This is a genomic window from Catellatospora methionotrophica, assembly GCF_011297335.1.
GTDB lineage: Bacteria > Actinomycetota > Actinomycetes > Mycobacteriales > Micromonosporaceae > Catellatospora > Catellatospora methionotrophica.
The window spans coordinates 233830-258451 of sequence record NZ_JAAOTJ010000007.1; the positions used below are offsets into that span (position 1 = coordinate 233830).

The following is a 24622-nucleotide window of genomic DNA, read 5'->3' on the forward strand; positions in this document are numbered from 1 at the left end:
CATAGGGGTGGCAATGAACGCTGAACAGGGCACGGATACCCGCTGGATCGTGCATGGGAGCCGGAACGTCTACCGGAGCGAGTGGATCCGGCTGAACATGACGGACGTCGAACTGCCGGACGGCCAGCGCTTCGAGCACCACACTGTCTGGATGCCAGCAGCAGCGATGACCGCTCTGCTGAATGACGAGGAGACCCACGTGCTGCTCATGTGGCGTCACCGGTTCGTCCCCGACCTGTGGAACTGGGAACTGCCCGGAGGCCTTATCGACCAGGGCGAGGAGCCCGCCGTGGCAGCTGCGCGGGAGATCGAGGAGGAGACCGGGTACCGGCCTCGCTCGCTGGAGCACCTGGTGACCTTTGAGCCGATGATCGGCATGGTGAACTGCCCCCATCACGTTTATCTCGGTCGAGGTGCGGAGCAGGTAGGCGAGCCAACCGAGACCACCGAGATGGAACGTATGCAGTGGATGCCGCTGACCGAGGTGCCAGCACTGATCCGGGCTGGCCAGGTCAGCAACTCGGGCACACTGGTTGCCCTACTGCATGTACTCGCGATGAGCGGACCGGGCGCTGCCTACGGCGATACCGACCGCGTCAACTGAGCCCGCTGCTGAGCAGGCGGGCGATGCGTTGCTTCTGCCGGACTGATGATGTCCGGTTGGCCAGCGCCTGCGCCTTGCCTGCCTGCTCGCGAGCCTCCTGGTGATCGCCTCGAACAGAGTAGGCCAACGCGAGGTCGGCGTGGAGACCTGCCGCTGCTCTCGCAAACGTCGAATCGAGTCCCGCCAGCGATTCTGTGAGGTCCTCGACTGCTTCGGTCGCTCCCAGCCGAGCAAGGCAGTGGCCGCGCCAGCGGCCGAGGTGCGTGCTGTCGAGCACGATGTACGGCAGCTCCGCCCGGGCCGGGCTGGGTGGCAACAGCCGCTCCGCCTCGTCGAGCGCAGCCCGTGAGGCCGAAGCTTCCCCCAGCGCCGCCAAAGACTCCGCCTCGGCAGCCCAGAGCCAAGACCGCATCAACTCAGGAATCGCTGTGCCGGCCGACTCGCGGGCGTACTTCATGAGGTGCGCGGCCTCCTCGGCTCGGTCGGCATCGAGCAGGGCATATGCCTGCTGCGCGGTTACGTGGGCCAAGATCGCGAGGTCACCCGACTCTCGTGCAGCGTTCTTCGCAGTCTCGTGGTGCTTCCACGCCTTTGCCGCGTCTCCGAGGTCCAGAGCCTGCCAGCCTGCCAGCGCCGCCGCTTCCGCTGCGGTTGCGCCGAGCGCCGTCCTAAGCGGGCCAGGCAGGCTATGGCAGAGCAGGTCACCCAGCTGTGCCAGATGCTGCTCCGACTGCTTCAACAGGTGAACTGCACCTAGCCTGCGGTCCAGGACTCGGAGCATCTCGGTCTGCTGCTCCAGCAGCAGAATCAGCCCTGAATCGACAGTGGCCGCGCTCTGGAGCCTGTCGAGTAGCTCCGGCTCGGTGTGAGATTCGCGTGCTTCGGCAGTCGACTTGCCCGATGCAAAGTCGGCTCCGAATACAGCTCCCATCAACCCTGCATAGAAGGCCGAGAACCCACGGCGGCCAGTAGCCCACTCCCTGATCATCCGGCGCAGGCTGGCGTCCGCCGGTAGTTCGTCGTGACTCTCCCTCGCTACCCGCCGTAGCTCGTGAATCAGACGAGCGCGTGACCAGCCGCGCGACCTACACAGATCATTGATCTCCGTTGCGTGCATCCGTCCCCCTTGGTGGATCAACATGCCCAACCATCGGGACTTTGGCAAACCCAATGCGTCCGCATAGGAGTCCTCTCCCGTCCCCACGAGTCCTCTGTGGGCAGCCACCTTCGCGGGCGAAGCTGGACACAGCACCGAGAACCAACGGCGACGACCGTACCGGCGTCGGACGACACGACATGTTGCGAAGTACAGACTGAGTATGTACTCTCAGATGCGGGCCCAGTAGATCCCAGGGAAGGCGGCGTAGCCGCGCATGCCCATGGCTGCTGTTGACCGCTTGATCATTGAGAACTTCATAGCGATCTTTTGGGTCGTCGCCTCCCGGAAAAGGCGACCAGCACGGCACAGGGCCGTGCATCGACGCGGGGCGGCCTGGAACGTGCCAGGCCGCCCCGTATCGCAAACCACCTCGCGCGCTTGCGGCGTGCGGACAGCCTCCACGGATCTGGGACATGCGCCCAGCTGTCGCGGTGGCCGCCTTGGTGGCGACCAACGGCCCCACCCATCCGGGCGGGGCCGTCCTTCTTGAGCAGGGAGTATTCGTGATCGAGACCTTCCAGGCCGCGTCGCTGCACCTGGCCAACCTGGCAAACTCTGTCGTCGACGTGGACGACACCCTGTCGCCCGGCACGGCCGTGGTGAGCGTGATCGGGTCCGCTGAGTCCGAGCGGGCTGTCACGGTCGGCGTTGACGGCGGTGTGCTGTACGTGGCCGGGCCGGAAAGCGGAACCGTCATCGCCGCTGGCGGTGGAGTGAACATCGTGTCCGGTAACGCCCGCGTCGGGACCATGGTCGGCCAGGTCAGCGGCGGCATGGTCCAGATCGGTGGCAGCGGGATCGTGATCTCGGGCGGGTCCGGTGAGGTCATCGTCAACGGCCGTCGGATCAACCTCGACGACATGCCGCAGGCCCCGGCTCCGGCCCGCGTGCGGGTCACGGTCCGGACCGGTACGCCGGTCACGATCGCCGACACCACGATCGGGTCCTACCGCGTCGGGTCGACCCATGGCCCGCTGCGGGTCACGGGGTCGGCCACGACGGTGGAGGCGGGCAGCGTTGGCGCGACCCGCATCCGTGTGCAGGGCACCGGGAACGTCCACATCACTGAGGTCACCGGCCCCCGGCTGTCGGTGAGCGTGTCCGGCACGGGCTGCGTCGTCATCGATGGCGGCCAGGTCGACGACATGGCCGCGCGGGTGTCTGGAACCGGAAACCTGGGGTTCGGCGGCATCGTTGACGGTCCGGCCGAGCTGGAGGTGTCCGGCGTGGGCCACATCGCCGTCAACCGTGTCACCGGCTCGGTCGACCGGCACACCTCCGGCCTCGGCCGCATCACCATCCACCAGTGCTGACCAGCGCCGACCGCTGGTCAGCAGCACAACAAGCGGCCCCGACCGGATGCGACCCGGTCGGGGCCTTTCGCACCCATCCCTGAGAGGAATCACGATGCCTACCAAGGTTATCGCTGCGGCACCGGCCGATGAGCCGGGCGCTGCCTGGCTGACCCACACCAACCCCCTCGCGCCGGTGGCCGCGCGTCACTGCGCGGGCCACATCCACGACCTGGCCGACCTGCTCGGCGGCATCGCCTGCGAGGACGCGTGGGCGAAGGCCCTGACCGCTGATCTGTTGGTCGCGTTGGAGTTCGACCTGCCGCTGATCCTGGAGGCCGACCCGACCTACATCGACGAGGTCGCGGTGGCGCGGGCGATGCGCGGTGAGGACCTGGAGCTGACCGAGCTGGAGCGCGCCGAGGTCCGCCGACGGCTGGCCGAGGTCCGGACCCACCGCAACCGCGTGCGGTTCACATGCTCGCGCGCTGCGGCTGCCCGCCGTGAGGCGGCGCGGTGACCGCCCAGCTCGACCTGTTCACCGGTCAGCAGGTCGCTCCGCCACCTCCCGCGCCGCCGCCGCAGGTTCGCCGCGCGCCTGTTCCGCTGGGGCCGGGCGAGGTCCGCTACCGGCCGTTTGGTGGCCAGCGTGACTGCGATGACTGCTGGAGCGCCCAGGCCGCTGCGGTGAGGACCGGCAAGCCGGTACCGATCCGCCGCCACGCGAACACCATCCGCGAAACCAGCAGCGGCAAGGCCCACCTGTGCGGGCCGCACAAGGTCGACCGGCAGGCCGCCGAGGCCGCGCGATGACCGCGCAGCACGGGCCGGTGGTCCTGGTCCTGACCGGCGCACGCCATGACGTGGCCGCCCTGCTGTACCTGCTGGAGCAGGTCAGCGCCCTAAGCGACGTATCTGAACCGATGCCGTCGGGTGCCTACGACGTGCGCGTGAGCGCGACCGTCACCCGACGCCACCCCTTGACTGGAGGCCCCAAATGACCGCACCGACCAGCTCTTTCCCGACCCCTGTCGCCGACCTGGTCGACGACTTCCACAAGTGGTCCGCCGAACTGGACGGGACCCCGTCGGCCCGCGCCACGATGCGCCGCTTCCGGATCGGCACCGACAAGGCCAAGGCGCTGTTGTCGACGCTGACCGACGCGCCCGCCGAGCTGTCCGCCACCGTGGCCGAGCCGGTCACCGACGCGGCCCCGGACGCGCCGCCCGCGCCGGTGGCACCGGTCGTGTCGGTGCTACCGCAGGTGCCCGACGGGCCGATCACGGCCTTGGACGAGCCGCTGTACCGGGTGGACGTGGAAGCGCCACCGAAGATCGGCCCGGTTGCGGCCGAGCCGATCCCGGTCGTCGCGCCGCCACGGACCGAGCGGGTGGCCGCCGAGCGCACTCAGGCGCACGAGGTCGCCGCCAAGCTCGACGCGCAGCGTGCGTTGCTGAGCGCACAGCGCGGTGACCTGCTGGCCCGCAAGGCGCTGGAGGCCGAGCACCGCATCGCGATGGATGACGTGCGGGAGCAGGCGCGCGCCGCTGAGCGGGCGCGCCGTGACCGGGCACGTGACGCGGTTGAGGCGGATGCGCTGGGTGCGCTGTACCGGCGTGCTCAGCGTTCGGGGACCAGGGCGCGGCTGCGGTCGCAGATCCAGCAGTCGGCCGAGATGCGGGCGCTGCGCGTGGCGCGGGTCCGCTCGGCGACCCTGGCCGCTGGGATTCCGCTGCTGATGGCGTTCGCGGCCTGGTCGACGACCGGCGTGCAGGCCGGTGTCGTGCGGCTGCTCGACCTGGAGTCCGGGTCGGCGGGCTGGTGGGCGGCGTGGGCGATGGAACCCGCGCTCATCGCGATCGTCGGTCTGATCATCATCGGTCGGGCGATGCTGCGCTCAGCCGGAGGCAACACCGACGGATCGGCTACGGCCATCGAGTGGGCTGCGCTGAGTACATCGCTGGTGCTGAACATGATCGGTGCGGGCGACCCGACGGCCAGCAGCGCCGAGCAGTTCGGGTCGATGCTGGCCCACTGTGTTGGCCCGATCGGCTGCGCGACCGTGGCTTTCCTGATCGGTCTGTTCGACGGCTACGTCGCCAAGGCCCGCCCGGACCAGGGCGCTCCGCGCCTGGTCGACATGAACCTCGATCTTGCATCCATCACCCGCTCCCGCGACTGACTGGAGGTTGACGTGCCTACTCTCACCATCACTCGCGGCCTGCCCGGTTCGGGCAAGTCGACCTGGGCCAAGGCCCAGCCCGGTCTGCGGGTCAACCGCGATGACCAGCGGCGGATGCTGTTCGGGGACGCATTTCCCCACGGCGACAGGATCGCCGAGGACCTGATCACGGAGATCAACGTGTTCGCGATCAGCCGGGTGCTGATGGCTGGCCGTGACGTGATCTGCGACGACACCAACCTGCCTGACGCGGTCGTGGCCATGCTCACCAGGACCGCGACCAGATACGGGGCCGCTCACGTCGTGGTCGATTTCCGGGACGTGCCGGTGGCGGTGTGCCTGGACCGCGACGCGGCCCGGCCCCAGGCCGAGCAGGTCGGGCGTGAGGTGATCCTCGGGATGGCCGAGCGCTGGCTCACCAGGGGTGACCGATGAGCGATCACCCTGACGACACCCACCCGGACATGCGCCCTGATGACGCCTTGTCGGACCAGCTCAAGGCGCTGGCGATGTGGGTCGGTGACGTCCTGGCCGACGAGCACGCGTGCCGCCAGTACGCGCTGGAGCGGGCAGGTGACTACCTGCTGTGGCTGGCCTACCGGGCAGAGCAGGTGACCCAGCAGCACCGGATGGCGCTGCTGCCCGTCGACCCGGCCGTGCTGAACGCGGCACCGTCCGGGCTGGGCGAGGTCGCGATGCCGGGGTTCCCGCGCCGCTGACCGGCCGCCACCGTCCCGGCCAGGGCTCACCCCCTGGCCGGGAGCGGTGGCCGCCAGATCGGCGGACCGGCACCACCACCCCGAAGGAGAGCCCTCGTGGCCGACAACACCGACGCCCAGCTCCGCGAGATCGCCGAGCAGGCCAAGCGTGACGGCGACGCCCGAAAGGCCGACGTCGCTGAGCAGATGCGCCGCAACATCGCCGCCAACACCAGCAAGAAGTAGCCCACCGGCCACCACCGTGCCGACCAGGCCGACCAGGTCTGGTCGGTGCGGTGGCCGCCAGATCGGCGACCGGCACCACCACCTCGAAGGAGCCCCCGTGGCTAACGAGACCGTGTTGACCCTGGTCGGCAACCTCACCGCGGACCCCGAGCTGAGGTTCACCCCGACCGGCGCGGCGCTGTGCCGGTTCAGTGTTGCCAGCACGCCCCGCCAGTTCGACAAGGGCACGGGCGCATGGACCGACGGCGCGCCGCTGTACATGAACTGCACCGTGTGGCGAGACATGGCCGAGAACGTCGCCAACAGCCTGGTCAAGGGCTCGCGCGTCGTGGTCACCGGCCGGTTGAAGCTCAACCAGTGGACGACCCCGGAGGGCGACAAGCGCCAGGGCTTCCAGCTCGACGTTGACGACGTCGGTGCGTCGCTGCGCTACGCGACTGCCCAGGTCAAGAAGCTGACCCGCTCGGCGGGCCAACCGCCGGCGGTTGGCGAGGACGCCTGGGCCAGCGACAACGGCGGTGACGAGCCGCCGTTCTGATCCGACCGGCCACCACCGTGCCGACCAGGCCGACCAGGTCTGGCCGGTGCGGTGGCCGCCAGCTCGGCGACCCACGCGGGACACGGCCCGCCCTGCCAAGAACCGGCCGTGTCCCTACCCCTCACAGAAGGAGCGAACCCAGTATGACCAGCAACGTAGCCGCGTTCGCAGCGGCATTCGCGGCGCTGTACGCCGCGCACCAGGTCGCCGACCATTGGGTGCAGACCCAGCACCAGGCCGACCACAAGGGCCAGCCCGGACACCAGGGCCGGATCGCTTGCCTGACGCACGTGCTCACCTACACCCTGACCGGCCTTATCGCCCTGGTCGCTGTCGCGGCCGTGACCGGCCTACCGCTGCACTCGGTGCCGGTTGGCATCGGTCTGACCATCTCGGCCGTGACCCACTACATCGCCGACCGGCGCACACCGCTGCGGCGCATTGCTGACGCCCTGGGCTCCGGCGTGTTCTACCGCCTGGGCGCGCCCCGGCCCGGCCGCGACGACAACCCCTCGTTGGGCACCGGCGCGTACGCCCTGGACCAGTCCTGGCACGTGTTCTTCCTGTTCGTGGCCGCGCTGGTCATCGGCGGTGGCGCATGAGCCGCTTCTGTGACGACTGCTCGGCGCTGCGCGCCGAGCTCACCCGCATGGAACGCGAATTGCGCCGCCTTCAGCAGGCAGAGGCGTGGCTGCGGGAGCGGTTCACCGGCCTGATCACGGCCGTGGTCGCCATCCACGAACTCATCCGGTCCGAGGTCGAACGGCCCACGATGGGCCGGGCCGTCCTGTTCCAGCAGGTCACACAGCGCATCGAAACCGCGATCCTCGACGCTGAACGGAGATAGCCATGGCCATCACCCCGATCATCTTCAACAGCAACGAAGACGACCCGACCCGCCCGGCCGCGCCCGACCAGCACGGCCCGGCCGATGCCGAGTCCTACACCGTGTACCGGCCCGACCAGGGCGCGCCCGTCGACGCCCCGGAAGAGGCCGAGCTGACGCTGACGTGGGCGGACGCGACCAGCGGTGACGCCCGGCGCCGCGTGCCACTGGTGCCCACGTGGATGCTGTCGGCTCACACCCGGCGCGCCACGGTTCGCGCCCTGGTCGACGACGCGGGCTACTACGCCGCGTTCCACGCCCTGCGCGCCCCCAAATACGGCGGGCGGGTCCTGCTCTACGCCCCGCGCGGGGCGTTCCGGCTGGCGCGGCGCGTGCTGCGCTGGGCCAGCGCCGAGGAGGGCAACTGGGGCTTGCGCCAGCACGCGGCCAGCAAGGCCGACGCCTACACCTGGCAGGCCCTCAACCGGACCAGGTCCAAGGAGTCCAAGCCCCGCTGGATGCTGCTGGGTGCTGCCAGCCTCGCCATGGGCGTGGGTGCGAAGGTGCTGGAGGTGTCCGGCGTCGTCCCGCCGATCGGCTGGTACGCCGCCGCTGTCGGCGCGGTCGCCGTCGCTGCCCAGGCGGGCAAGCCCGCCGACGCGCCGATCACCGACCGCGTGTCCGACGCCCCGAAGTTCGTCCGGCTCACCGCCGAGCAGGTCCGGGCAGCCCTCGTATCGCTGCGGCTGGCCGGGCTGACCGACGGCGGCCAGGTCGAGTTCCCCTCGCCGATCCACCGTGACGGCCCTGGCTGGCTGGCCAGGGTGAACCTGCCGCTGGGCATCGAGGCGGTCAAGGCCATCGAAAAGCGCGCCGCGCTGTCGTCGGCGCTGCGCCTGCCGGTCGACCAGGTCTGGCCGACCGCAGGCCCCGAGCACGCCGGACAGCTCGACCTGTGGGTCGGCTACCAGCCCGCCTCCAAGATGGGCACCCCCCGCTGGTCGCTGCTGGCCGACAACGCCGTCACCAGCGTGTTCACCGAAGAGGAGTTCGGGTCGGACGAGCGTCAGCGGCCGGTCAAGACCAGCGGGTTCGCGCGCTCGTTCCTGCTCGGCGGGCAGCCCGGATCGGGCAAGAGCTACGCCGCCCGCGCCCTGGGCTTGGTCTTCGCCCTCGATCCGACGGTGGAGTTCAAGATTGCCGAGTTCAAGGGCACCGGCGACTTCATCGACTTCGAGCCGCTGTGCTCGACCTACGTCGTCGGTGTCGACGACGAGGCGATCCGCCAGGGCGCGGCGATCCTGACGTGGGCGCTGGGCGAGGCCGAGCGGCGCGGCAAGCGCATCCTTGCCGCCAAGCAGGCCGGACACGCCCCGGAGGGCAAGGTCACGCCCGAGCTGGCCCGTAAGAAGGGCAGCGGCCTGCACCCGATCGTGATCCTCATCGACGAGGCGCACGAGCTGTTCGCCGCCGACAAGGACGCCGCCGACGCGGCAGAACGGCTGATCAAGCGGGCGAGGGCGCTGAACATCATCGTCATCCTGGCGACCCAGATACCGGACAAGAACAGCCTTCCGCCGAACATCACCCGGTGCGTGACCAACCGGTGGTGCCTGTCGGTGGCTGGCCAGGTCGAAAACGACATGATCCTGGGCACCGGCGCGTACAAGCGCGGGATCACCGGAACCGTGTACCGGCCCGTGGTCGACGCCGGATGGGGAGTCATGACCGGAGGACCGGCCCCGACGTCGGTCCGGTCCCAGTACCCCACCCCCGACCAGGCCGCAGCGATCCTCGCCCGCGCCGTCGCGCTGCGCGGCGGACGACGTCCGATCGGCACCGACCTGCCCGCCGCGCGGGACCTGGTCGCCGACCTGCACGACGTGTCGGCCGACAACGGCCAGCACTGGTCGGTCGCCGCCCCGGCGCTGACCGAGCGGTGGCCCAACGCCTACCCGACGCTGACCGCTGAGGCGCTGTCGGACATGGCGCGCGGACTCGGCGTGACGTCACAGGGAGTGAAGGTCGCCGGACGGGTCCTCAAGGGCTACCGGCGCGACGAACTGACCGCGATCCTCGCCCAGCGCGGGCAGAGCTAGCCGGTAACGGCGGAGGTAACGGCACGGACAGAGGTAACGCCTGCGTTACCCGTGCCGTTACCTCCCCAACCCGGCCCCTGCCTGCAACGACTCTGACCAGGTAACGGGTAACGCCATGCCCGAAACTGGCCCCGAAACCGCCCGTGGAGGCCTTCCGTGACACCCGAACTGATCGTTACCGCAACCCTCATAGCCGCAACGTTCATCTATGTCCTGCTGTGCTGGGTCCTGCCGTTCGGCAAGTGCCGGACCTGCTCCGGCCAGGGCCACCGACGCACCTGGCTTCTACGCAAAGTAACCGCCTGCCGCCGCTGCAAAGGCTCCGGACTGAGGCTGCGGATCGGCCGACGCATCTACAACCAGGTAGCCGACGCCCACGCCCAGGCCGACGCCGCCGCAGCGACCAAGGACCGATACACCTCATGAACGCCCGCGCGATCACCAGCGGGCGGCCCGCTCGCGCCCGGCGCGACGAAAGCGCCGGACACCCCGAGTGGTGCGAGGGCGGGCACCACTGCACCGCCTTCACCATGCCCGACGGCGCACACCAGTCCCGCCCGGAAACCTGGCTGGTCGAGTACGGCCGCCTTGTCGGCACCCGACGCCGCGACCGGTCCGGCCGCGACCGGGTAGAGCTACGCGTCATGCTCGACCTGGCCGACGACGAGCACACCGCCCAGGCCCAAGCCCGCCACCTCATGGCGGTCACGCACCTGGTCATCGGGCGCGTGTTCGGCACCGACCAGCCGGCGGGGGTCCGGTCGTGACAGGGCTTGAAAGGCCGCCTACGGCGACTGAACACCCGGTCACGGCTGTGCCGCGCCGCAATTCGCCTGTGGAAGCAACGCCGGACCCGGAGCGAGCGCTACTGAGCTTTGTTCTGCCTGATCGCGTCCTCAATGCGCATCAGGTACCCGACGATCAACACAACGCCCCCCGTGAGCAGGGCCTTCTCCCCGCCACCGAAGAAGCCGATGCCAAAAACGATCCATCCCGCCACGCGCAAAGCGCGAGGCCAAGACGCGTTCGGAAAAGTCTGAGTCGCGTAGTCCACAGGGGGCAGGATACGGATCTAGCACTATCGCCAACACCTCCGGCTGCGCTGCGAAGTGACCGGCGATGACCGTGGACCCTGAAAGGCCGCCTACGGCGGCTCACCCCTGGTTGGCGGCTGCGCTGCGCTACGCCACCAACGGCTGGCCAGTGTTCCTGCTCAGCCGGTCCAAACGGCCCGTAGCTCTCTGCCGAACCTGTCACGCCGCCCGGCGCGACAAGACGCCGCACGACCCGCAGACGTGCGGCTGCCTGACCTGCCACGGGTTCTACGCGGCCAGCACCGACCCCGACCGCATCACGGCCATGTTCGCCGCCGTGCCGCGCGGGCTGCTGGCCATCCGGACCGGCGCGCCATCCGGCCTGGTCGTCATCGACGTCGACCCCCGCCATGACGGACACATCACCCTGCGCGCCCTCATCAACCGCGGACTGACCCCACCCACCCGCTACGTACACACCGGGTCAGGCGGCCTGCACCTGTACTACGCCCACCCCGGCCGCCCGGTGCCGTGCGACCAGGCGCGGCGGCTCGGACCGGGCATCGACGTCAAAGCCGACGGCGGGTACGTGCTCGCCCCGCCCTCGCTCCACCCGGCCACCGGTCGCCCGTACCGCTGGGCCGACCAGGACGCGGCCGTGATGGATATGGCCCCCGCGCTAGTTGCGGCGTGCGTCGCCGAGCTGCGGCCCGCACCGGCCCGCCGCCCGGTCCCCGCGCTGCCCGCGCGCAGCGCGGGAGCCATATCCCACCCCGACCGGCTCATGGCCACGCTGGTCGACCGCATCCACCAGGCCCCCGACGGCCGCCGCCGCGTAACTCTCTACGGCTGCGCACGCGGCGCAGCGCTCATCGTCGCCACAGGCCACATGACCAAAACCGACGCCTACGACCAGCTCGTGGCCGCGTGCGACGCCGCACGCTGGCCCTGGGCCAAGTCCACCCCCAACGCCATCCGAGACGGATTCGCCGCAGAAGGAGTGACACTATGACCCGACCAGCCAAGCCACGCCCCACCATCGACGGTGCGGAATTGCTCGACCGGGTTCACGCGATGATCGTGCGCTACGTGATCCTGCCCTGCCCGGAAGCCGCAGACGCGGTCACACTCTGGATCGCGGCGACGCACGCGCAGGATGCCTGGGCGTACGCGCCCCGGCTGGTCATTCGTGCCCCGGAGAAGCGCTGCGGAAAGTCTCGACTGCTAGACGTGGTCGAGGGCGCGAGCCACAACCCGCTCATGACCGTCAACGCAAGCCCTGCCGCCGTCTACCGCTCCATTGGCGCAGGCAACGCGCTCACGCTGCTGGTAGACGAGGCAGACACCATTTTCGGTCCCAAGGCGGGCGAGAACGAAGACCTTCGCGGCCTGCTCAACGCAGGCCACCAGCGCGGACGCCCCGCCATCCGATACGACGCCAACACCCAGCGAGTGGAGACCATCGAGACATTCTGCATGGCAGCCCTCGCAGGCATCGGCCAGATGCCCGACACGATCGAAGACAGGGCCGTAGTCGTCAAGATGCGCCGCCGCGCTCCCGGCGAGACTGTTAAGCCCTGGCGGATCAAGCGCGACCGGCCCCAGATGCTTAAGCTGTCAGCCGAGCTATCGGCCTGGCTCACCCCACTCCTGCCCGAGCTGGAGAGCGCCGAGCCGGTCATGCCCCTGGAAGACCGCGCCGCCGACACCTGGGAACCGCTGATCGTCATCGCAGACGCGGCCGGTGGAACCTGGCGCGAGCGCGCTCGCGCCGCCTCGCTGGTCCTCACGGGCGAGGCCGAGAAGAACGCCATCGCCTCAGACCGCGTGCGGCTGCTTACCGACTGCCGGACCGCGTTCGGCACCGATGAGGCACTGCCGACCGGGATGCTGATCGACCGGCTCAAGGCCGACCAGGAGGCACCCTGGGCGCGCCACGACGGAACCGGTCTCACCCCGATCAAGCTCGCCGGACTGCTGCGGGAGTACGACATCCGCTCCGACACGATCCGGTTCGAGCAACCGATCGGACAGGCCAAGGGCTACCGCGCGGGCGACTTCTGGGACTCCTGGAACCGCTACTGCCCGCCAACCAGCGCGAACACTGCCGCCGCCGCGATTGGCGATGTCCCGACCGATGTCCCGTGGTACGGCTCAAGCCGTACCACTCAAGATCCCGTACCGCCCCTGACCGGCGATGGTACGGCTGGTACGGCTGGTACGGGTACCCCCCGCCACCTACGTCTCGCCAACCCCAGCTGATTGCCAGCGCGCCCGTATCCCATTGCGGGCGCGCTTCTATCTCAACCTTCGGCGGCATGCGTGATCGCCCCCATTTTCCTGACCCAACCTTAGACACCCATGGAGGCACGATCATGGCTCAGGTTCGCTCTCAGACGGCTAACTGCAAGCCGTCGATACGCCCGACCCCCCACAGTGCGATGCATTGCGCGGGCAGCCATGGTGGCGGCCCAATGGATCCCACTCGGCGAGACGCTTTCCCTCTTCCGGCCAAGGCCGAGTGCTGGGCTGAGTTCTGGATTGTCGTAGCTAAGGCACACGCGGCGGCTCACCGGCGCGAACGTCTAGCGCGGGCAGCGGGGCGCACGGCATGAGTGTCAACAAGAAGGCAGTTGCCTACATCCGCGTTTCGGCCGTGATGGGCAGGGAGGAGCTGATCTCTCCAGAGCTGCAAATGTTTGAGATCGAAACATTCGCCAAGCGCCACGGCCTGGACATCGTGCGCCGCATTGAGGACATCGACCGATCCGGCCGCAGTTTCACCAAGCGGCGTATTGACGAAGTAATCGCAGGGATTGAAGCTTCTCAATGGAAGCATGTGATCCTTTGGAAATGGTCACGATGGGGGCGGAATCTCCAGCAATCGCTCCTATACCTTGCAATCACCGAGCAGGCAGGAGGCGTGGTCCGAGCGGCGACAGAGGACTTTGACCCGACGACGAGCGTTGGCCGGTTCACGCGTGATCAGATGTTGCTCATCGCTGAGCTACAGAGCAACCAAATCGGTGATAGCTGGAAAGAGACACATGGCAAGCGCCGTCGCAACGGATTGCCGCACACCACACAGAAGAGGCTGGGCTATACATACAGCCGTGAGACTGGGTACAGAGTTCAAGAAAACGAAGCAGAGCTAGTGCGTGAGGCGTATAACCGGTACGTCTCCGGTAAGTCGCTAGCCTCACTGGCAGGCGAATGGAACGCCAGTGGGCTGCGGACGACGCAAGACAAACTATGGACCGACACCTCAATTCGGCTCATGCTTGACAATGGCTTCGCCGCTGGACTAATACGCGAACGGAGCGATACGCAATCCGGACGACGACCGGAACATTTCGACAAGTGGCGCAGGGGTGCTCATCAGCCCGTAATTTCCGAATATGTGTGGAAGGCATATCAGCGAAGGCGCGCCGAAATGGCGCGCCTACCCGTGCGACATCGACGAGCAACGCACGCATTTAGCGCCCTCCTCGTCTGCGGCTACGACGCGTGCGGCAGACCGATGATTGCCGTTAGATCGGGCCGCAAGAATTATCTCAACTGGAGTTGCAAGTACGCGCAAGATACCAAGGTTCATCCGTCCAACCGAATCTCCAACGTTCGCCTTGAGTTGGTGGTCATGGAATGGATCGAGCGGGAATCTGTAGGCGGTGTAGATATTGACGAGGAGGCTGAGCGATTCGAGCGGGCCGAAGCATCGGTAATAGAGGTGAGCCGCCTCCGAGGAGAGCTATCTCGGCTAGCCGCGAAGCGCAAACGGCTGCTCGCGGCGTACACCGATGGGGTGGTAGATGAAGAGGACTACAAAGAGCAGCGAGAAGAGATCAAGCTTGCGATCGCTGCGACTTCGACTGAACTTGAGGCCGAGGAGGAGCGACTCGCCACGGAGGGGGCAGACCCCCTGCCTGCCTTCCGAACCATCCGCGACGAGTGGAAACGGTTCACCACCGAGGAACGGAACCACGCGCTCAGGGCCGTCCTGGCGCGCATCGTGATCCACCCCGGACCTTATGGCTCCGGAAAGGTTCAGCCGGTTTCTCGGTGGTGAGTCGTCTTCGCCATGGGCGGGCATGTGCAACCATGCTCGCCCATGGCGAAGCCCCCCGATCATGCGTTGACCTGCGATTATGGGTGGGTATTTTAGGCCGTCCCACGATCGTCGGGAACGTGCTCACCGCGCCGGAGTGGCGGCGCACCAGCCAGTCCGGGCAGCTCGTGGCCAACTTCAAGGTGGCCTCCACGGCCCGCCGGCTGGACCGGGCCAACAACCGCTGGGTCGACGGGAACAGCCTGCGCGTGCGCGTCAACTGCTGGCGGCGGCTCGCCGAGGGCGTGGCCAGTTCGGTGATGGTGGGCGATCCCGTGGTGGTCGTCGGCCGCCTCTACACCCGGGACTGGATCGACGAGGACGGCCAGCGCCGCGTGATGTACGAGCTGGAGGCGGCGGCGGTCGGCCACGACCTGTCCCGGGGCCGGGGCCGGTTCGCCCGGACCAAGCCGGGGACCTCGACCAGCGCGATCGAGGACGGCACCGGCGAGAGCCGGGTGGGCGACGAGCAGACCGAGCCCGCGCCCGACATGCGGATCGGCCCGGACCCGAACGACCCGCTGTTCGCCGACGACGACCCGGCCTTCGGCGGGGCGTTCGACCTCGACGCGATCGCGTCGCTGCGCGGCGGCGGCATGGGGGCCGAACTGGTCGCTGGTGAGCAGGACGCCGACGACGAGGAGGACGACGAGGACGAGGCGGCGGCACGCTCGCGCGTGCCGGTCGCGGCGTAGCCCCCGGGAGGGGACGGGGGAGGGGCGACCGGTGGGCTTGCTGGGGAGCCGGTCGCCCCGCTCCGGGCCTGGAATGCGGGCGACGGGGGTCCCCTAGGCTGGGTGCATGAGCGGGATCTTGATCGCCGGCACCACCTCCGACGCCGGCAAGAGCGTGCTGACCGCCGGGGTGTGCCGCTGGCTGCACCGGCGCGGCGTGCGGGTGGCCCCGTTCAAGGCGCAGAACATGTCGAACAACTCGGCGGTCGTCGTCGACGCGCGGGGGCGCGGCGGTGAGATCGGGCGGGCCCATGCGCTGCAGGCCGTCGCCAGCGGGCAGGAGCCGCAGGTGCGGTTCAACCCGGTGCTGCTCAAGCCGGGCAGCGACCACACGAGCCAGGTCGTGCTGCTGGGACAGGCGGTGGACACCATCGACGCGGCGAACTTCCGGCAGCTCAAGCCCGCCATGTCGGGCGCCGCGTTCGCCGCCTACGACGAACTGCTGGCCGAGTACGACGTGGTGGTCTGCGAGGGTGCGGGCAGCCCGGCCGAGATCAATCTGCGGGACCACGACTACGTCAACATGGGGCTGGCCCGGCACGGGCGGATGCCCACCATCGTGGTCGGCGACATCGATCGCGGCGGCGTCTTCGCGGCCATGTTCGGCACCGTCGCCCTGCTCGACGCCGAAGACCAGGCGCTGGTCGCCGGGTTCGTGGTCAACAAGTTCCGCGGCTCGCGGGAGCTGCTGCAGCCGGGCGTCGACATGATCGAGGCGGCCACCGGCCGGACCGTGTACGGCGTGCTGCCGTTCGATGTGGACCTGTGGCTCGACGCGGAGGACGCGCTCGCGTACGGGCGGGTGCTCGGGCGGCCCGGCCCGGCCCGGGGACAGGAGTGGCTGCGGGTGGCGGTCGTGCGGTTGCCGCACATCTCCAACGCCACCGACGCCGAGGCCCTGGCCTGCGAGCCGGGGGTGAGCGTGCGGCTGACCGTCGAACCGGGCGAGATCGCCGACGCCGACCTGGTCGTCCTGCCGGGCACCAAGGCGACCGTGGACGATCTGCGCTGGCTGCGCGACACCGGCCTGGACCGGGCGGTGCTCGCGCACGCTCGCGCGGGGCGGCCGCTGCTGGGCATCTGCGGCGGCTTCCAGATGCTGTCCGAGCAGATCGCCGACGAGGTGGAGAGCCGCCGCGGCGACGTGGCCGGGCTCGGGCTGCTGCCGGTGCGGATCGTCTTCGCGCCGGACAAGACACTGGCCAGGCCGGCCGGGCAGGCGCTCGGCGCGCCGGTGCGCGGTTACGAGATCCATCACGGGCGGGTGGCGTACCGCGATCCGGCGCTTGCGCCGCTGATCACGCTGCCCGGCGGCGAGACCGAGGGCGCGGCGGCCGGTCACGTGTTCGGCACGCACTGGCACGGGGCGTTCGAGTCCGACGAGTTCCGCCGCCGGTTCCTGACCCTGGCCGCGGGCCTGGCCGGGCGGCGCGGCTTCGAGGTCGCGCCGGACACTGGTTTCGCGGCGATGCGGGAGGCGACCGTCGACCGGCTCGGCGACCTGGTCGAGGAGCACCTGGACACCGAGGCGCTGTGGCGGCTCATCGAGAAGGGACCACCGGTGGGCCTGCCGTTCCTGCCGCCGGGCGCGCCGGTGCTCGGATGAGTGCCGCACTGGCCGGTGACGAGGTCGCGCGGCTGCTGGCCGCGCCGCCGCGCCTCGGGCGCAGCAGGCTGGTGCTGGTCGACGGGCCGAGCGGAGCGGGCAAGACGGTCTACGCCGCGCGGCTGGCCGAGGCGCTCGGCGAGCGGCAGGTCGCCGTCGTGCACACCGACGACCTGCTCGACGGCTGGGACGACCAGTTCACCTACTGGTCCCGGCTGGAGCGGCAGGTGCTCACACCGATCCGGTTCGGCGCGCCGGGCGGCTACCACCCGTACGACTGGCACCTGCGGCGCTTCGGCACCGAGTGGATCACCGTCTGGCCCGCCGACATCGTGCTCGTCGAGGGGGTCGGCAGCGCCCGCGCGCAGGGCCGGGCCCTGGCCAGCCTCACCGTGTACGTCGACGCCCCGGCCCGGGTACGCCGTGCCCGCAGCGTGCTGCGCGACGGCCCGGCCATGCAGCCCGTGCTGCGGCAGTGGCGGCGGCGCGAGGCGGTCCACTTCGCCGCCGACGCCACCGCGACCCTGGCCGACCTGCGGGTCGACGGCACGGGTTGACCCGCCCCGCCCGCTGACCCCGGTCGTTACCGGCCGATCGCCGTGCAGGTCGTCGGCGAGCCATGACAGGATCATCCTCATGACGACCCTCACTGTTGACGAGCTGCGCGCTGCGATCGAGCGCGAACTCCCGGGGGTACGGGCCGACCTCGAGGCGCTCGTACGCATCCCCGGCATCGCCTTTGACGGCTTCGACTTCGCCCCGCTGGAGCGTTCCGCCCAGGCGGTCGCCGAACTCATGCGCGGCGTCGGGCTCGACGTGCAGGTCAGCCGGATCGGCGACGGGCACCCCGCGGTCATCGGCCGCCGCCCCGCCCCGGCCGGCGCGCCGACCGTCATGCTCTACGCCCACCACGACGTCCAGCCCGTCGGCGACCTGAGCCAGTGGGAGTCCGAGCCGTTCGAGCCGACCGAGCGCGACGGCCGCCTCTACGGGCGCGGCGCTGCCGACGACAAGGCCGGCGTCATGGCGCACATCGCGGCGCTGCGCGCATTCGGCTGCGGCACCGACGACGACCGGCTGCCGCTGGGCGTGGTCGTGTTCGTCGAGGGCGAGGAGGAGTTCGGCTCCGACTCGCTGCCGGGCCTGCTCGCCAAGCACAAGGAGGAGCTGGCCGCCGACGTCATCGTCATCGCCGACTCCGGCAACTGGGACATCGGCGTACCGGCGCTGACGACCTCGCTGCGCGGCATCGTGAACAGCTTCGTCGACGTACGGGTGCTGCAGTCCGCGGTGCACAGCGGCATGTTCGGCGGGGTGGTCCCCGACGCGCTGACGGTGCTGTGCCGCCTGCTGGCGACCCTGCACGACGAGAACGGCGACGTGGCGGTGCCCGGCCTGGTCAGCGGCGAGGCCGCGCCGCTGGACTACCCGGTGGACCGCTACCGTGCCGAGGCAGGCATCCTCGACGGCGTCGAGCTGATCGGCACCGGCCGCATCGTCGACCGGATGTGGACCAAGCCGGCGCTGGCGGTGCTCGCGATCGACTCGCCGCGTACCGCCGAGGCGCCCAACGCGCTGGTCCCGGCGGCCCGCGCCAAGCTGAGCATGCGGCTGGCCCCCGGCGACGACCCGAAGTCGGCGTACCAGGCGCTGATCGCGCACCTGGAGAAGCACGTGCCGTGGGGTGCGGAGATCAGCTTCGAGCTCGAGCACGACGGCAACCCGTGCGCGATCGACGCGACCGGCAAGTACTTCGACGCGGCCCGCTCGGCATTCGCGACGGCGTGGGACGGCACCGAGCCGGTCGAGATCGGCATCGGTGGGTCGATCCCGTTCATCGCGACGTTCCAGGAGCTGTTCCCCGCAGCGTCCATCCTGGTCACCGGCGTGGAGGACCCGCACGCGAAGGCGCACGGGCCGAACGAGAGCCTGCACCTGGGCGAGTTCGCCCGCGTCTGCCTCGCCGAGGCCCTGCTCCTGCACAACGTGGCCGAAGCCGCCAAGTCCGCCTGACCCCTCCCCGCCCTCCGGGACGCTGGGGGCGGGCAGGGCACGTTCCGGCCCGCTTTTTCATAGACGCTGGCCTATTACATCGAGTTCGATCTACGAATAATCGATGTAATAGGCCAGCGTCTATTTTCATGGGCGCGGGGCGGGGCGGGGCGGCTGGAGGGCTGGAGCGGGGGGTTGGGTTACAGGGCGGCGAGGGAGCGGGCGTAGTTGACCTGGGCGTGGATGTGGGCGACTACGCGCTGGTCGGTGACCGGGATGCGGACTACGTACTGGCGGTTGCCGTTGGTGATCATTACCTGGACGGTGCCGCTGTAGCGGGTCTGCTTCGCGAGCAGGAAGAGCAGGCTCAGGAAGCAGAGCAGGAAGAAGCCCAGTACGGCGCAGACCACCGCCCAGGTGGGGATGCGCTGCTGGGAGTGCCACTGGTCGCTGACCGCCCACTGTGAACCGCGCAGTGGGATCTCGCCCGACGGGGTGTGGATCGTCGTCGAGTTCACCGACACCTCGCCGAGCTGCACCAGCACCGGCCCGGGACCGGCGGCGGGCCGACCGGGCGGCGTCGCTGCGGGACGTGTCGCCGGAGCGGGGTGGTGCGGCATCTGCAACCGTGGCGGCGCGGGCTGCGCGGCACGGCTCGACGGCGGCGGCGCGACCGGCGGAACCTTCGGCGTCACCGGCGCGGCTGGCGCGGGCGGCGAGGTGGCGATGGGCGGCGTCCACGCGGCCGGGGGACTCGCGGCGGGTGTGGACGGCGCCGCCGCCCGCTTGGGGACCTGCGCTGATCCGACGTTGGGCGCAGCGGAGATCGGCATCGTGGGTGCCACCGGCGGCGCTGTGGGCGGCTTGGCGACCTGCGCGGACCCGACGGCGGGCGCAGCCGAGATCGGCATCGTGGGTGGCATCGACGGTGCTGCCGCCGGCGTCGGGACCTGTGCGGAACCCATGGCCGGTGCAGTGGAGATCGGTGCGGTCGGAGCCAGGGGTGGGCTGGAGACCTGTGCCGACCCTATGGCCGGTGCGGTCGAGATCGGGGCGGTCGGAGCCAGGGGCGGACTGGAGACCTGCGCGGATCCCACGGCCGGGGCGGTGGAGATCGGGGCGGTCGGGGTAACGGGCGGGCTGGAGACCTGCGCCGAGCCGACGGCGGGTGTGGCTGAGGTCGGAGCCAGGGGTGGGCTGGAGACCTGGGCGGAGCCAACGGCCGGGGCGGTGGAGATCGGTGCCGTCGGCCTGTCCGGGGTGGGGACGGAGGCGGAGCCCACCGCGGGTGCGGACGGCATCGGCTGTGTCGGGTCGGCGGGCGCGTAGATCACGGGCATCGTCGGTGGGGACGGCGGCTCGCTCGGCGGCGCGGCGACCGGGACCTGGGCCGCGTTCGGCATCTCGGCGCGGGCGCGCGCGCCGAAGGCCTTCATCGGCTCGGTCGGCAGCGGCAGGGTCGGCGGCAGGTCGGGGCGCGGCTGGTCGGGCTGCTCGTCGGTCACATCGGCACCATAGCCGTTGCCCCGTAGCGGTATCGGCGGCGTCCAGCGCTCACCCGTGAACCCGCAGGTGTGCGGCCTGTCGCCACGACCCGCCGGTCACCGGCGTCCCGGGCGGGCGGCCGTGGCGACCGGAACGGGCGTGGCGTCAGGCGGTGGCGTCGGCGGGTTCGGGCACGGGCTCCGGGTCGGGGCCTGCCTCCGTGGCGGCCCGCTGTTCACGCTGGTCCTTGCGGTACAGGTAGACCACGCCGACCAGGGCGCCGACCGCGAAGATCCACCACTGGACGGCGTACCCGAGATTGAGCCAGTCGTTCTCGTGGCCGACCTCGATCGCGGTGAGCCCCTGCGCGCCGGGGGTGCCGGAGTCGGCGAGCACGTACGCGCCGAGCACCGGGTAGGGGAGCTTGTCGCCGATGGCGGGCAGGCTGACCCGGCGGGTCTCCCAGTGGCCGTTGCGCTGGTCGACGGCGCCCGCGCCGGACTCGGTCAAGTGGACCCGGCCGATGACGGTGACCGGCCCGGTCGGGGCGGCGGGGAACGTCGGCGCGACCGTGATGCCGTCGGGGTGCGGCGGCACCCAGCCGCGGTCGACGAGCAGCGCGGAGCCGTCGGCCAGTACCAGCGGGGTCAGGATCTCGTAGCCGACCGTGCCGTCGACGGTGCGGTTGCGGACCAGGATCTCCTGGGTGGCGTCGTACCGCCCGGTCGCGGTGATCCGGGTCCAGGCCTTGTCCTCGCCGGGGCCGGGGGCCGCGCCCTTGCCGGTGGCGGCGGCGAGCACGTCGCCGACCGGCACGGGGGTGACCACCGTGCTGGCGTCGATCCGGTCGTTGATCGCGCTGCGCAGCTCGTAGCGGCTCCACTGCCATCGGCCGAGCAGCACCATGACGAAGGAGGCGAGCAGGGCGACGGCGAAGACGGTCAGCCAGCGGCGGGTCAGGAGGGCGTGCACCCGGGCAGTTTACCCACGCCCTGAGCTGTGAGTTCCGTCACGGCCGATCGGTGGAGCGGTCACTCGGGCGTCCGGCTGGGCCAGCGGGTATGGTGCAGCTTCGGACAGCGGCCGCGCGTCTGTAGAACAGCATGTGATCCGCCGAGGCGGCCGCCCTTACGTCTGGAGTCTGTCGTATGTCTGCCAATCCCGATTCCGGCGTGGCCGGGCTGGGCAACGTCGCCGTACGCCGCTTTCCGACGATGACGGTGCAGACCCCGCGGCTGGACGTGCGGCCGCTGGTGGCGCTGGACGCCGACCCGGTGACGGAGATCTTCGCGGACAAGCAGACGCAGCGCTGGCTGCCGTTCCCGAAGGAGTTCGGGCAGATCGACGGCCGTTCGTGGTGCACGGAGATGGCGGGCGAGCGCCGCGACAGCGGGGCGGGGGACCACTACGGCGTCGTGCGGCGCGAGGACCAGCGGCTGGTCGGCTGCCTGTGGACCAAGCGCACGGACTGGGTCGGCCGGGTCACCGAGATCTCGTACGCGGTCTCCGCCGACGCCCGCGGGCTGGGCATGGCCCCGGAGGCCGTCGACGCGCTGACCCTGGCTCTGGTGCTGGAGCACGGTTTCCAGCGCATCGAGCTGCGGGTGGCCCCGGGCAACACCGCGTCGCGCCGGGTGGCCGAGAAGGCCGGCTTCACCTACGAGGGCCTGCTGCGCAACGCCGGATACGTACACAGTGGCCGGGTGGACCTGGAGGTCTGGTCCATCGTCGCGGCCGATCTGCGCTGACCCGCACAAACGAAAGGGCCACGCCGACCGGCGGGGCCCTTTCGTGGTGTGAGCCGTTCAGTTCTTCTTCTTCTTCATCTTCGGCAGGTTCGCCGGCTTCTTGCCGAGGATCTTGTCCGACGGCGGGTTGAAGTGCTGGACGTCCTTGCCCTTCAACGCGTCCTTCAGGGTGTACGCCACGGTCTCGATCGGCTTCCAGGAGTTGTAGTCGCCGGTGGCGTGGAACGGGTTGTCCGGGTCCGCCATGAACGACGCCGCGGCCAGCTCCTTGGTGAACCCGACGAACCAGGCCGCGCGGGTGTCGTCGGTGGTGCCGGTCTTGCCCGCGACCGGGCGGTCGACCATGCCGTAGACGCCGGGGGCGGTGGACCAGCCGCCGCAGCCGCCCTTGGCCGCGCCGTACCCGGTGACGCAGCGCATCGCGTCGGTGGCGGCGCGGGCCACGTCCTTGCTGACCTCCTGGCGGCAGCGGGGCGTCGCGACGGGGACCTGCTTGCCCTTGACGTCCATCATCGCGGGGGTGCCGTCGGGCTTGACGATGCCGGTGACCGGCAGCGCCTCGCAGTATTTGCCCTCGGCGGCCATGGTGGCGTACGCGTTGGCCATCTCCAGCGGCGTGGTGTCCGCGACGCCGAGGGTGAACGCGCCCCAGGTCTTGGACTTGCCGACCGAGGCCTGCAGCTGGTCGATGTCGGTGCGCCACTTCAGGCCGAGCCGCTCGGCCATCTTGACCGCCTTGTCCGCGCCGACCTTCTGCTCCAGCTGGACGAAGTACGTGTTGACGGACTTGCCGAAGCCCGACCACATGGCGTGGTTGCCGGTCATCGAGCCGCTGGCGTTGGACGGGCACCAGTGGCCGCCGCCGCAGGTGCCGCGCTCGCCCCAGCCGGCGAAGTACTGCGACTTGTACCGGTGCGGGGCGTAGAACCAGGTGTTCATCTTCAGGCCGGCGTCGAGCGCGGCGACCATCGTGAACACCTTGAACGTCGATCCGGCCTGGTAGCCGGGCAGGTTGCCGCCGCCGAGCAGCGGGTTGACCGTGTTCGGGTAGTTGCCCTTGACCTTGCCGTAGCGCTTGGGGTCGGTGTGCGCCCCGTTGCCCGCCTGGTCCAGCGAGTACGTCCGGTTCACCGCCATCGCCTTGACCAGCCCGGTGCCGGGCTGCACGACGACCTCGCCCAGGGCGTACGAGCTGCCGATCGGCTGGCGCTTGGTGACGTGGTCCATCGCGATGTCCTGGACCTTCGGGTCCAGCGAAGTGGTGATCTTGTAGCCGCCGCGGCGCAGGTTGTCCTCACGCTCGCCGGGGTTGGCCCCGAACGCGGGCTGCGCCATCCACCAGTTCTTGAACATGTCGCAGAAGAAGCCCCAGCTGTTGTTCTTCTTGCCCACCGCGATGCAGTCGTTCGGCGGCTCGGTGATCTTCAGCTTGATGGGTTCCTTCTTCGTCGTCTCCGCGACCGCGGGCGTGATGTAGCCCAGCTCGGCCATCCGGTCGATGACGTAGTTGCGCCGCTGGGTCGCCGCCGACTGGTCGCTGCCCGCCGGGTCGTACGCCGTGGGGGCCTTGACCAGGCCCGCCAGGGTGGCCGACTCGGCCAGGGTCAGGTCCTTGGGGAGCTTGGAGAAGAAGATCTGCGCCGCCGCGAACACGCCGTAGGCGCGGTGGCCGAAGTAGGCCACGTTCAGGTAGCGCTCGAGGATGTCGGTCTTCGACATCTCCTTCTCCACCTTGATGGCCAGCCGCGCCTCCCGGATCTTGCGCAGCGGGGTCTGCTCGGTCGCCGCCATGACCTCGCTGGGGGTCTGCGCGCCGTCGCGCAGCGCCATGCGCACGTACTGCATGGTCAGCGTGGACGCGCCCTGGGAGACCTCACCCGCGGTGTGGTTGGCCACGAAGGCGCGCGCGATGCCCTTGGCGTCGACGCCGTTGTGCTCGTAGAAGCGCCCGTCCTCGCTGGCCACGATCGCCTTGCGGATGTTGTCCGACACGTCGGCGATCGGGGAGTACTTGCGATGCTCCTCGTAGAAGTTCGTGAGCAGCGTCTTGCCGTCGGAGGCGTACACGTAGCTGGTCTGCGCCGGGGGCAGGCTCTTGAGCTCCGAGGGCAGCGAGTCGTAGAAGTCGGCGCCGGCCTTCAGCCCCAGCCCGCCCACCGCGGCGAGGGGGTAGGTGACCGCGGCGACGACAACTCCCGCGATCAGGCCCGAGCGCAGGATCGGCCCGAGACGTCCGGTGGCGGAAATTGCACCTTTTAGGAGGCTAAGCGGCAT

28 protein-coding genes are annotated in these 24622 nt (G+C 70.0%); 23 read left to right on the plus strand and 5 right to left on the minus strand.

What is annotated here, in order from left to right:
- The first annotated feature begins 13 nt into the window (after positions 1 to 13).
- Positions 14 to 604, plus strand: coding sequence for an NUDIX hydrolase (locus HAV40_RS18925; protein ID WP_166383031.1), 591 nt, complete (start codon positions 14 to 16; stop codon positions 602 to 604).
- On the opposite strand, the gene HAV40_RS18930 is transcribed toward HAV40_RS18925, so the two are convergent.
- Positions 597 to 1592, minus strand: a complete 996-nt coding sequence (locus tag HAV40_RS18930) for an NsdA family TPR-like regulatory protein (protein ID WP_203671140.1) — start codon at positions 1590 to 1592, stop codon at positions 597 to 599. The two genes, HAV40_RS18925 and HAV40_RS18930, sit on opposite strands and share 8 nt — an antisense overlap.
- Before the next feature lie 674 nt (positions 1593 to 2266).
- Here HAV40_RS18930 and HAV40_RS18935 point away from each other — a divergent pair.
- The 14 genes from HAV40_RS18935 to HAV40_RS18995 all read left to right on the plus strand — a co-directional run bounded on the left by HAV40_RS18935 (position 2267) and on the right by HAV40_RS18995 (position 10411).
- Positions 2267 to 3076 (plus strand): GIN domain-containing protein, encoded by an 810-nt coding sequence (locus HAV40_RS18935; protein ID WP_166383033.1) that lies wholly within the window; start codon positions 2267 to 2269, stop codon positions 3074 to 3076.
- A 94-nt stretch (positions 3077 to 3170) separates the two neighbouring features.
- Positions 3171 to 3575 carry a hypothetical protein gene (locus tag HAV40_RS18940; protein ID WP_166383035.1) on the plus strand — a complete coding sequence of 135 codons (405 nt, stop codon included), beginning with the start codon at positions 3171 to 3173 and terminating at the stop codon, positions 3573 to 3575.
- Positions 3572 to 3868 carry a hypothetical protein gene (locus tag HAV40_RS18945; RefSeq protein ID WP_166383037.1) on the plus strand — a complete coding sequence of 99 codons (297 nt, stop codon included), beginning with the start codon at positions 3572 to 3574 and terminating at the stop codon, positions 3866 to 3868. The genes HAV40_RS18940 and HAV40_RS18945 overlap by 4 nt, the downstream gene beginning before the upstream one ends.
- Positions 3865 to 4056: a hypothetical protein gene (locus tag HAV40_RS18950; RefSeq protein ID WP_166383039.1), complete on the plus strand. Its 192-nt coding sequence runs from the start codon at positions 3865 to 3867 to the stop codon at positions 4054 to 4056. The genes HAV40_RS18945 and HAV40_RS18950 overlap by 4 nt, the downstream gene beginning before the upstream one ends.
- The gene (locus tag HAV40_RS18955; protein ID WP_166383041.1) at positions 4053 to 5237 is read left to right on the plus strand and encodes a hypothetical protein; all 1185 of its coding nucleotides are present in this window, start codon (positions 4053 to 4055) and stop codon (positions 5235 to 5237) included. Before HAV40_RS18950 ends, HAV40_RS18955 begins: the two co-directional genes overlap by 4 nt.
- 12 nt (positions 5238 to 5249) lie before the next feature.
- Complete coding sequence (locus HAV40_RS18960; RefSeq protein WP_166383043.1) at positions 5250 to 5672, plus strand: AAA family ATPase; 423 nt, start codon at positions 5250 to 5252, stop codon at positions 5670 to 5672.
- Positions 5669 to 5956, plus strand: a complete 288-nt coding sequence (locus HAV40_RS18965; RefSeq protein WP_166383045.1) for a hypothetical protein — start codon at positions 5669 to 5671, stop codon at positions 5954 to 5956. The genes HAV40_RS18960 and HAV40_RS18965 overlap by 4 nt, the downstream gene beginning before the upstream one ends.
- 96 nt (positions 5957 to 6052) lie before the next feature.
- Positions 6053 to 6181: a hypothetical protein gene (locus tag HAV40_RS38910; protein WP_275413456.1), complete on the plus strand. Its 129-nt coding sequence runs from the start codon at positions 6053 to 6055 to the stop codon at positions 6179 to 6181.
- A 97-nt stretch (positions 6182 to 6278) separates the two neighbouring features.
- Complete coding sequence (ssb, locus tag HAV40_RS18970; RefSeq protein WP_166383047.1) at positions 6279 to 6719, plus strand: single-stranded DNA-binding protein; 441 nt, start codon at positions 6279 to 6281, stop codon at positions 6717 to 6719.
- Positions 6720 to 6862: 143 nt separating this feature from the next.
- A complete protein-coding gene (locus tag HAV40_RS18975) occupies positions 6863 to 7321 on the plus strand; it encodes a DUF3307 domain-containing protein (RefSeq protein WP_166383049.1) in 459 nt (152 codons plus the stop codon).
- Entirely contained in the window at positions 7318 to 7566 is a 249-nt protein-coding gene (locus HAV40_RS18980) for a hypothetical protein (protein WP_166383051.1), read from the plus strand. Before HAV40_RS18975 ends, HAV40_RS18980 begins: the two co-directional genes overlap by 4 nt.
- A gap of 2 nt (positions 7567 to 7568) precedes the next feature.
- Complete coding sequence (locus tag HAV40_RS18985; RefSeq protein ID WP_166383053.1) at positions 7569 to 9644, plus strand: AAA family ATPase; 2076 nt, start codon at positions 7569 to 7571, stop codon at positions 9642 to 9644.
- 156 nt (positions 9645 to 9800) lie between these two features.
- Complete coding sequence (locus HAV40_RS18990; protein WP_166383055.1) at positions 9801 to 10070, plus strand: hypothetical protein; 270 nt, start codon at positions 9801 to 9803, stop codon at positions 10068 to 10070.
- Positions 10067 to 10411: a hypothetical protein gene (locus HAV40_RS18995; RefSeq protein WP_166383057.1), complete on the plus strand. Its 345-nt coding sequence runs from the start codon at positions 10067 to 10069 to the stop codon at positions 10409 to 10411. The genes HAV40_RS18990 and HAV40_RS18995 overlap by 4 nt, the downstream gene beginning before the upstream one ends.
- Positions 10412 to 10509: 98 nt before the next feature.
- On the opposite strand, the gene HAV40_RS19000 is transcribed toward HAV40_RS18995, so the two are convergent.
- Positions 10510 to 10698, minus strand: coding sequence for a hypothetical protein (locus HAV40_RS19000; protein ID WP_166383059.1), 189 nt, complete (start codon positions 10696 to 10698; stop codon positions 10510 to 10512).
- Positions 10699 to 10763: 65 nt separating this feature from the next.
- Between HAV40_RS19000 and HAV40_RS19005 the strand changes: the two genes are divergently transcribed.
- From HAV40_RS19005 to HAV40_RS19035, 7 genes are all read left to right on the plus strand, one after another.
- Positions 10764 to 11690, plus strand: coding sequence for a bifunctional DNA primase/polymerase (locus HAV40_RS19005; protein ID WP_166383061.1), 927 nt, complete (start codon positions 10764 to 10766; stop codon positions 11688 to 11690).
- Positions 11687 to 12940 (plus strand): DUF3631 domain-containing protein, encoded by a 1254-nt coding sequence (locus HAV40_RS19010; RefSeq protein WP_166383063.1) that lies wholly within the window; start codon positions 11687 to 11689, stop codon positions 12938 to 12940. The genes HAV40_RS19005 and HAV40_RS19010 overlap by 4 nt, the downstream gene beginning before the upstream one ends.
- A 349-nt stretch (positions 12941 to 13289) precedes the next feature.
- A complete protein-coding gene (locus HAV40_RS19015) occupies positions 13290 to 14744 on the plus strand; it encodes a recombinase family protein (protein ID WP_166383065.1) in 1455 nt (484 codons plus the stop codon).
- A gap of 119 nt (positions 14745 to 14863) precedes the next feature.
- Positions 14864 to 15478 (plus strand): single-stranded DNA-binding protein, encoded by a 615-nt coding sequence (locus HAV40_RS19020; RefSeq protein WP_409364939.1) that lies wholly within the window; start codon positions 14864 to 14866, stop codon positions 15476 to 15478.
- Positions 15479 to 15584: 106 nt separating this feature from the next.
- Positions 15585 to 17123 (plus strand): cobyric acid synthase, encoded by a 1539-nt coding sequence (locus HAV40_RS19025; RefSeq protein ID WP_166383069.1) that lies wholly within the window; start codon positions 15585 to 15587, stop codon positions 17121 to 17123.
- Positions 17120 to 17680, plus strand: a complete 561-nt coding sequence (locus tag HAV40_RS19030) for a uridine kinase family protein (RefSeq protein ID WP_166383071.1) — start codon at positions 17120 to 17122, stop codon at positions 17678 to 17680. Before HAV40_RS19025 ends, HAV40_RS19030 begins: the two co-directional genes overlap by 4 nt.
- A 79-nt stretch (positions 17681 to 17759) precedes the next feature.
- Complete coding sequence (locus HAV40_RS19035; protein ID WP_166383073.1) at positions 17760 to 19136, plus strand: dipeptidase; 1377 nt, start codon at positions 17760 to 17762, stop codon at positions 19134 to 19136.
- Between the two features lie 179 nt (positions 19137 to 19315).
- On the opposite strand, the gene HAV40_RS19040 is transcribed toward HAV40_RS19035, so the two are convergent.
- Both HAV40_RS19040 and HAV40_RS19045 read right to left on the minus strand, forming a co-directional pair.
- Positions 19316 to 20620, minus strand: coding sequence for a hypothetical protein (locus HAV40_RS19040; RefSeq protein ID WP_166383075.1), 1305 nt, complete (start codon positions 20618 to 20620; stop codon positions 19316 to 19318).
- Positions 20621 to 20765: 145 nt separating this feature from the next.
- Entirely contained in the window at positions 20766 to 21572 is an 807-nt protein-coding gene (locus tag HAV40_RS19045) for an SURF1 family cytochrome oxidase biogenesis protein (protein WP_239085996.1), read from the minus strand.
- Between the two features lie 176 nt (positions 21573 to 21748).
- On the opposite strand from HAV40_RS19045, the gene HAV40_RS19050 reads away from it, so the two are divergent.
- Complete coding sequence (locus HAV40_RS19050; protein WP_166383077.1) at positions 21749 to 22348, plus strand: GNAT family N-acetyltransferase; 600 nt, start codon at positions 21749 to 21751, stop codon at positions 22346 to 22348.
- A gap of 57 nt (positions 22349 to 22405) precedes the next feature.
- Here the strand turns inward: HAV40_RS19050 and HAV40_RS19055 are convergent, their stop codons facing one another.
- Positions 22406 to 24622 carry a transglycosylase domain-containing protein gene (locus HAV40_RS19055; protein WP_166383208.1) on the minus strand — a complete coding sequence of 739 codons (2217 nt, stop codon included), beginning with the start codon at positions 24620 to 24622 and terminating at the stop codon, positions 22406 to 22408.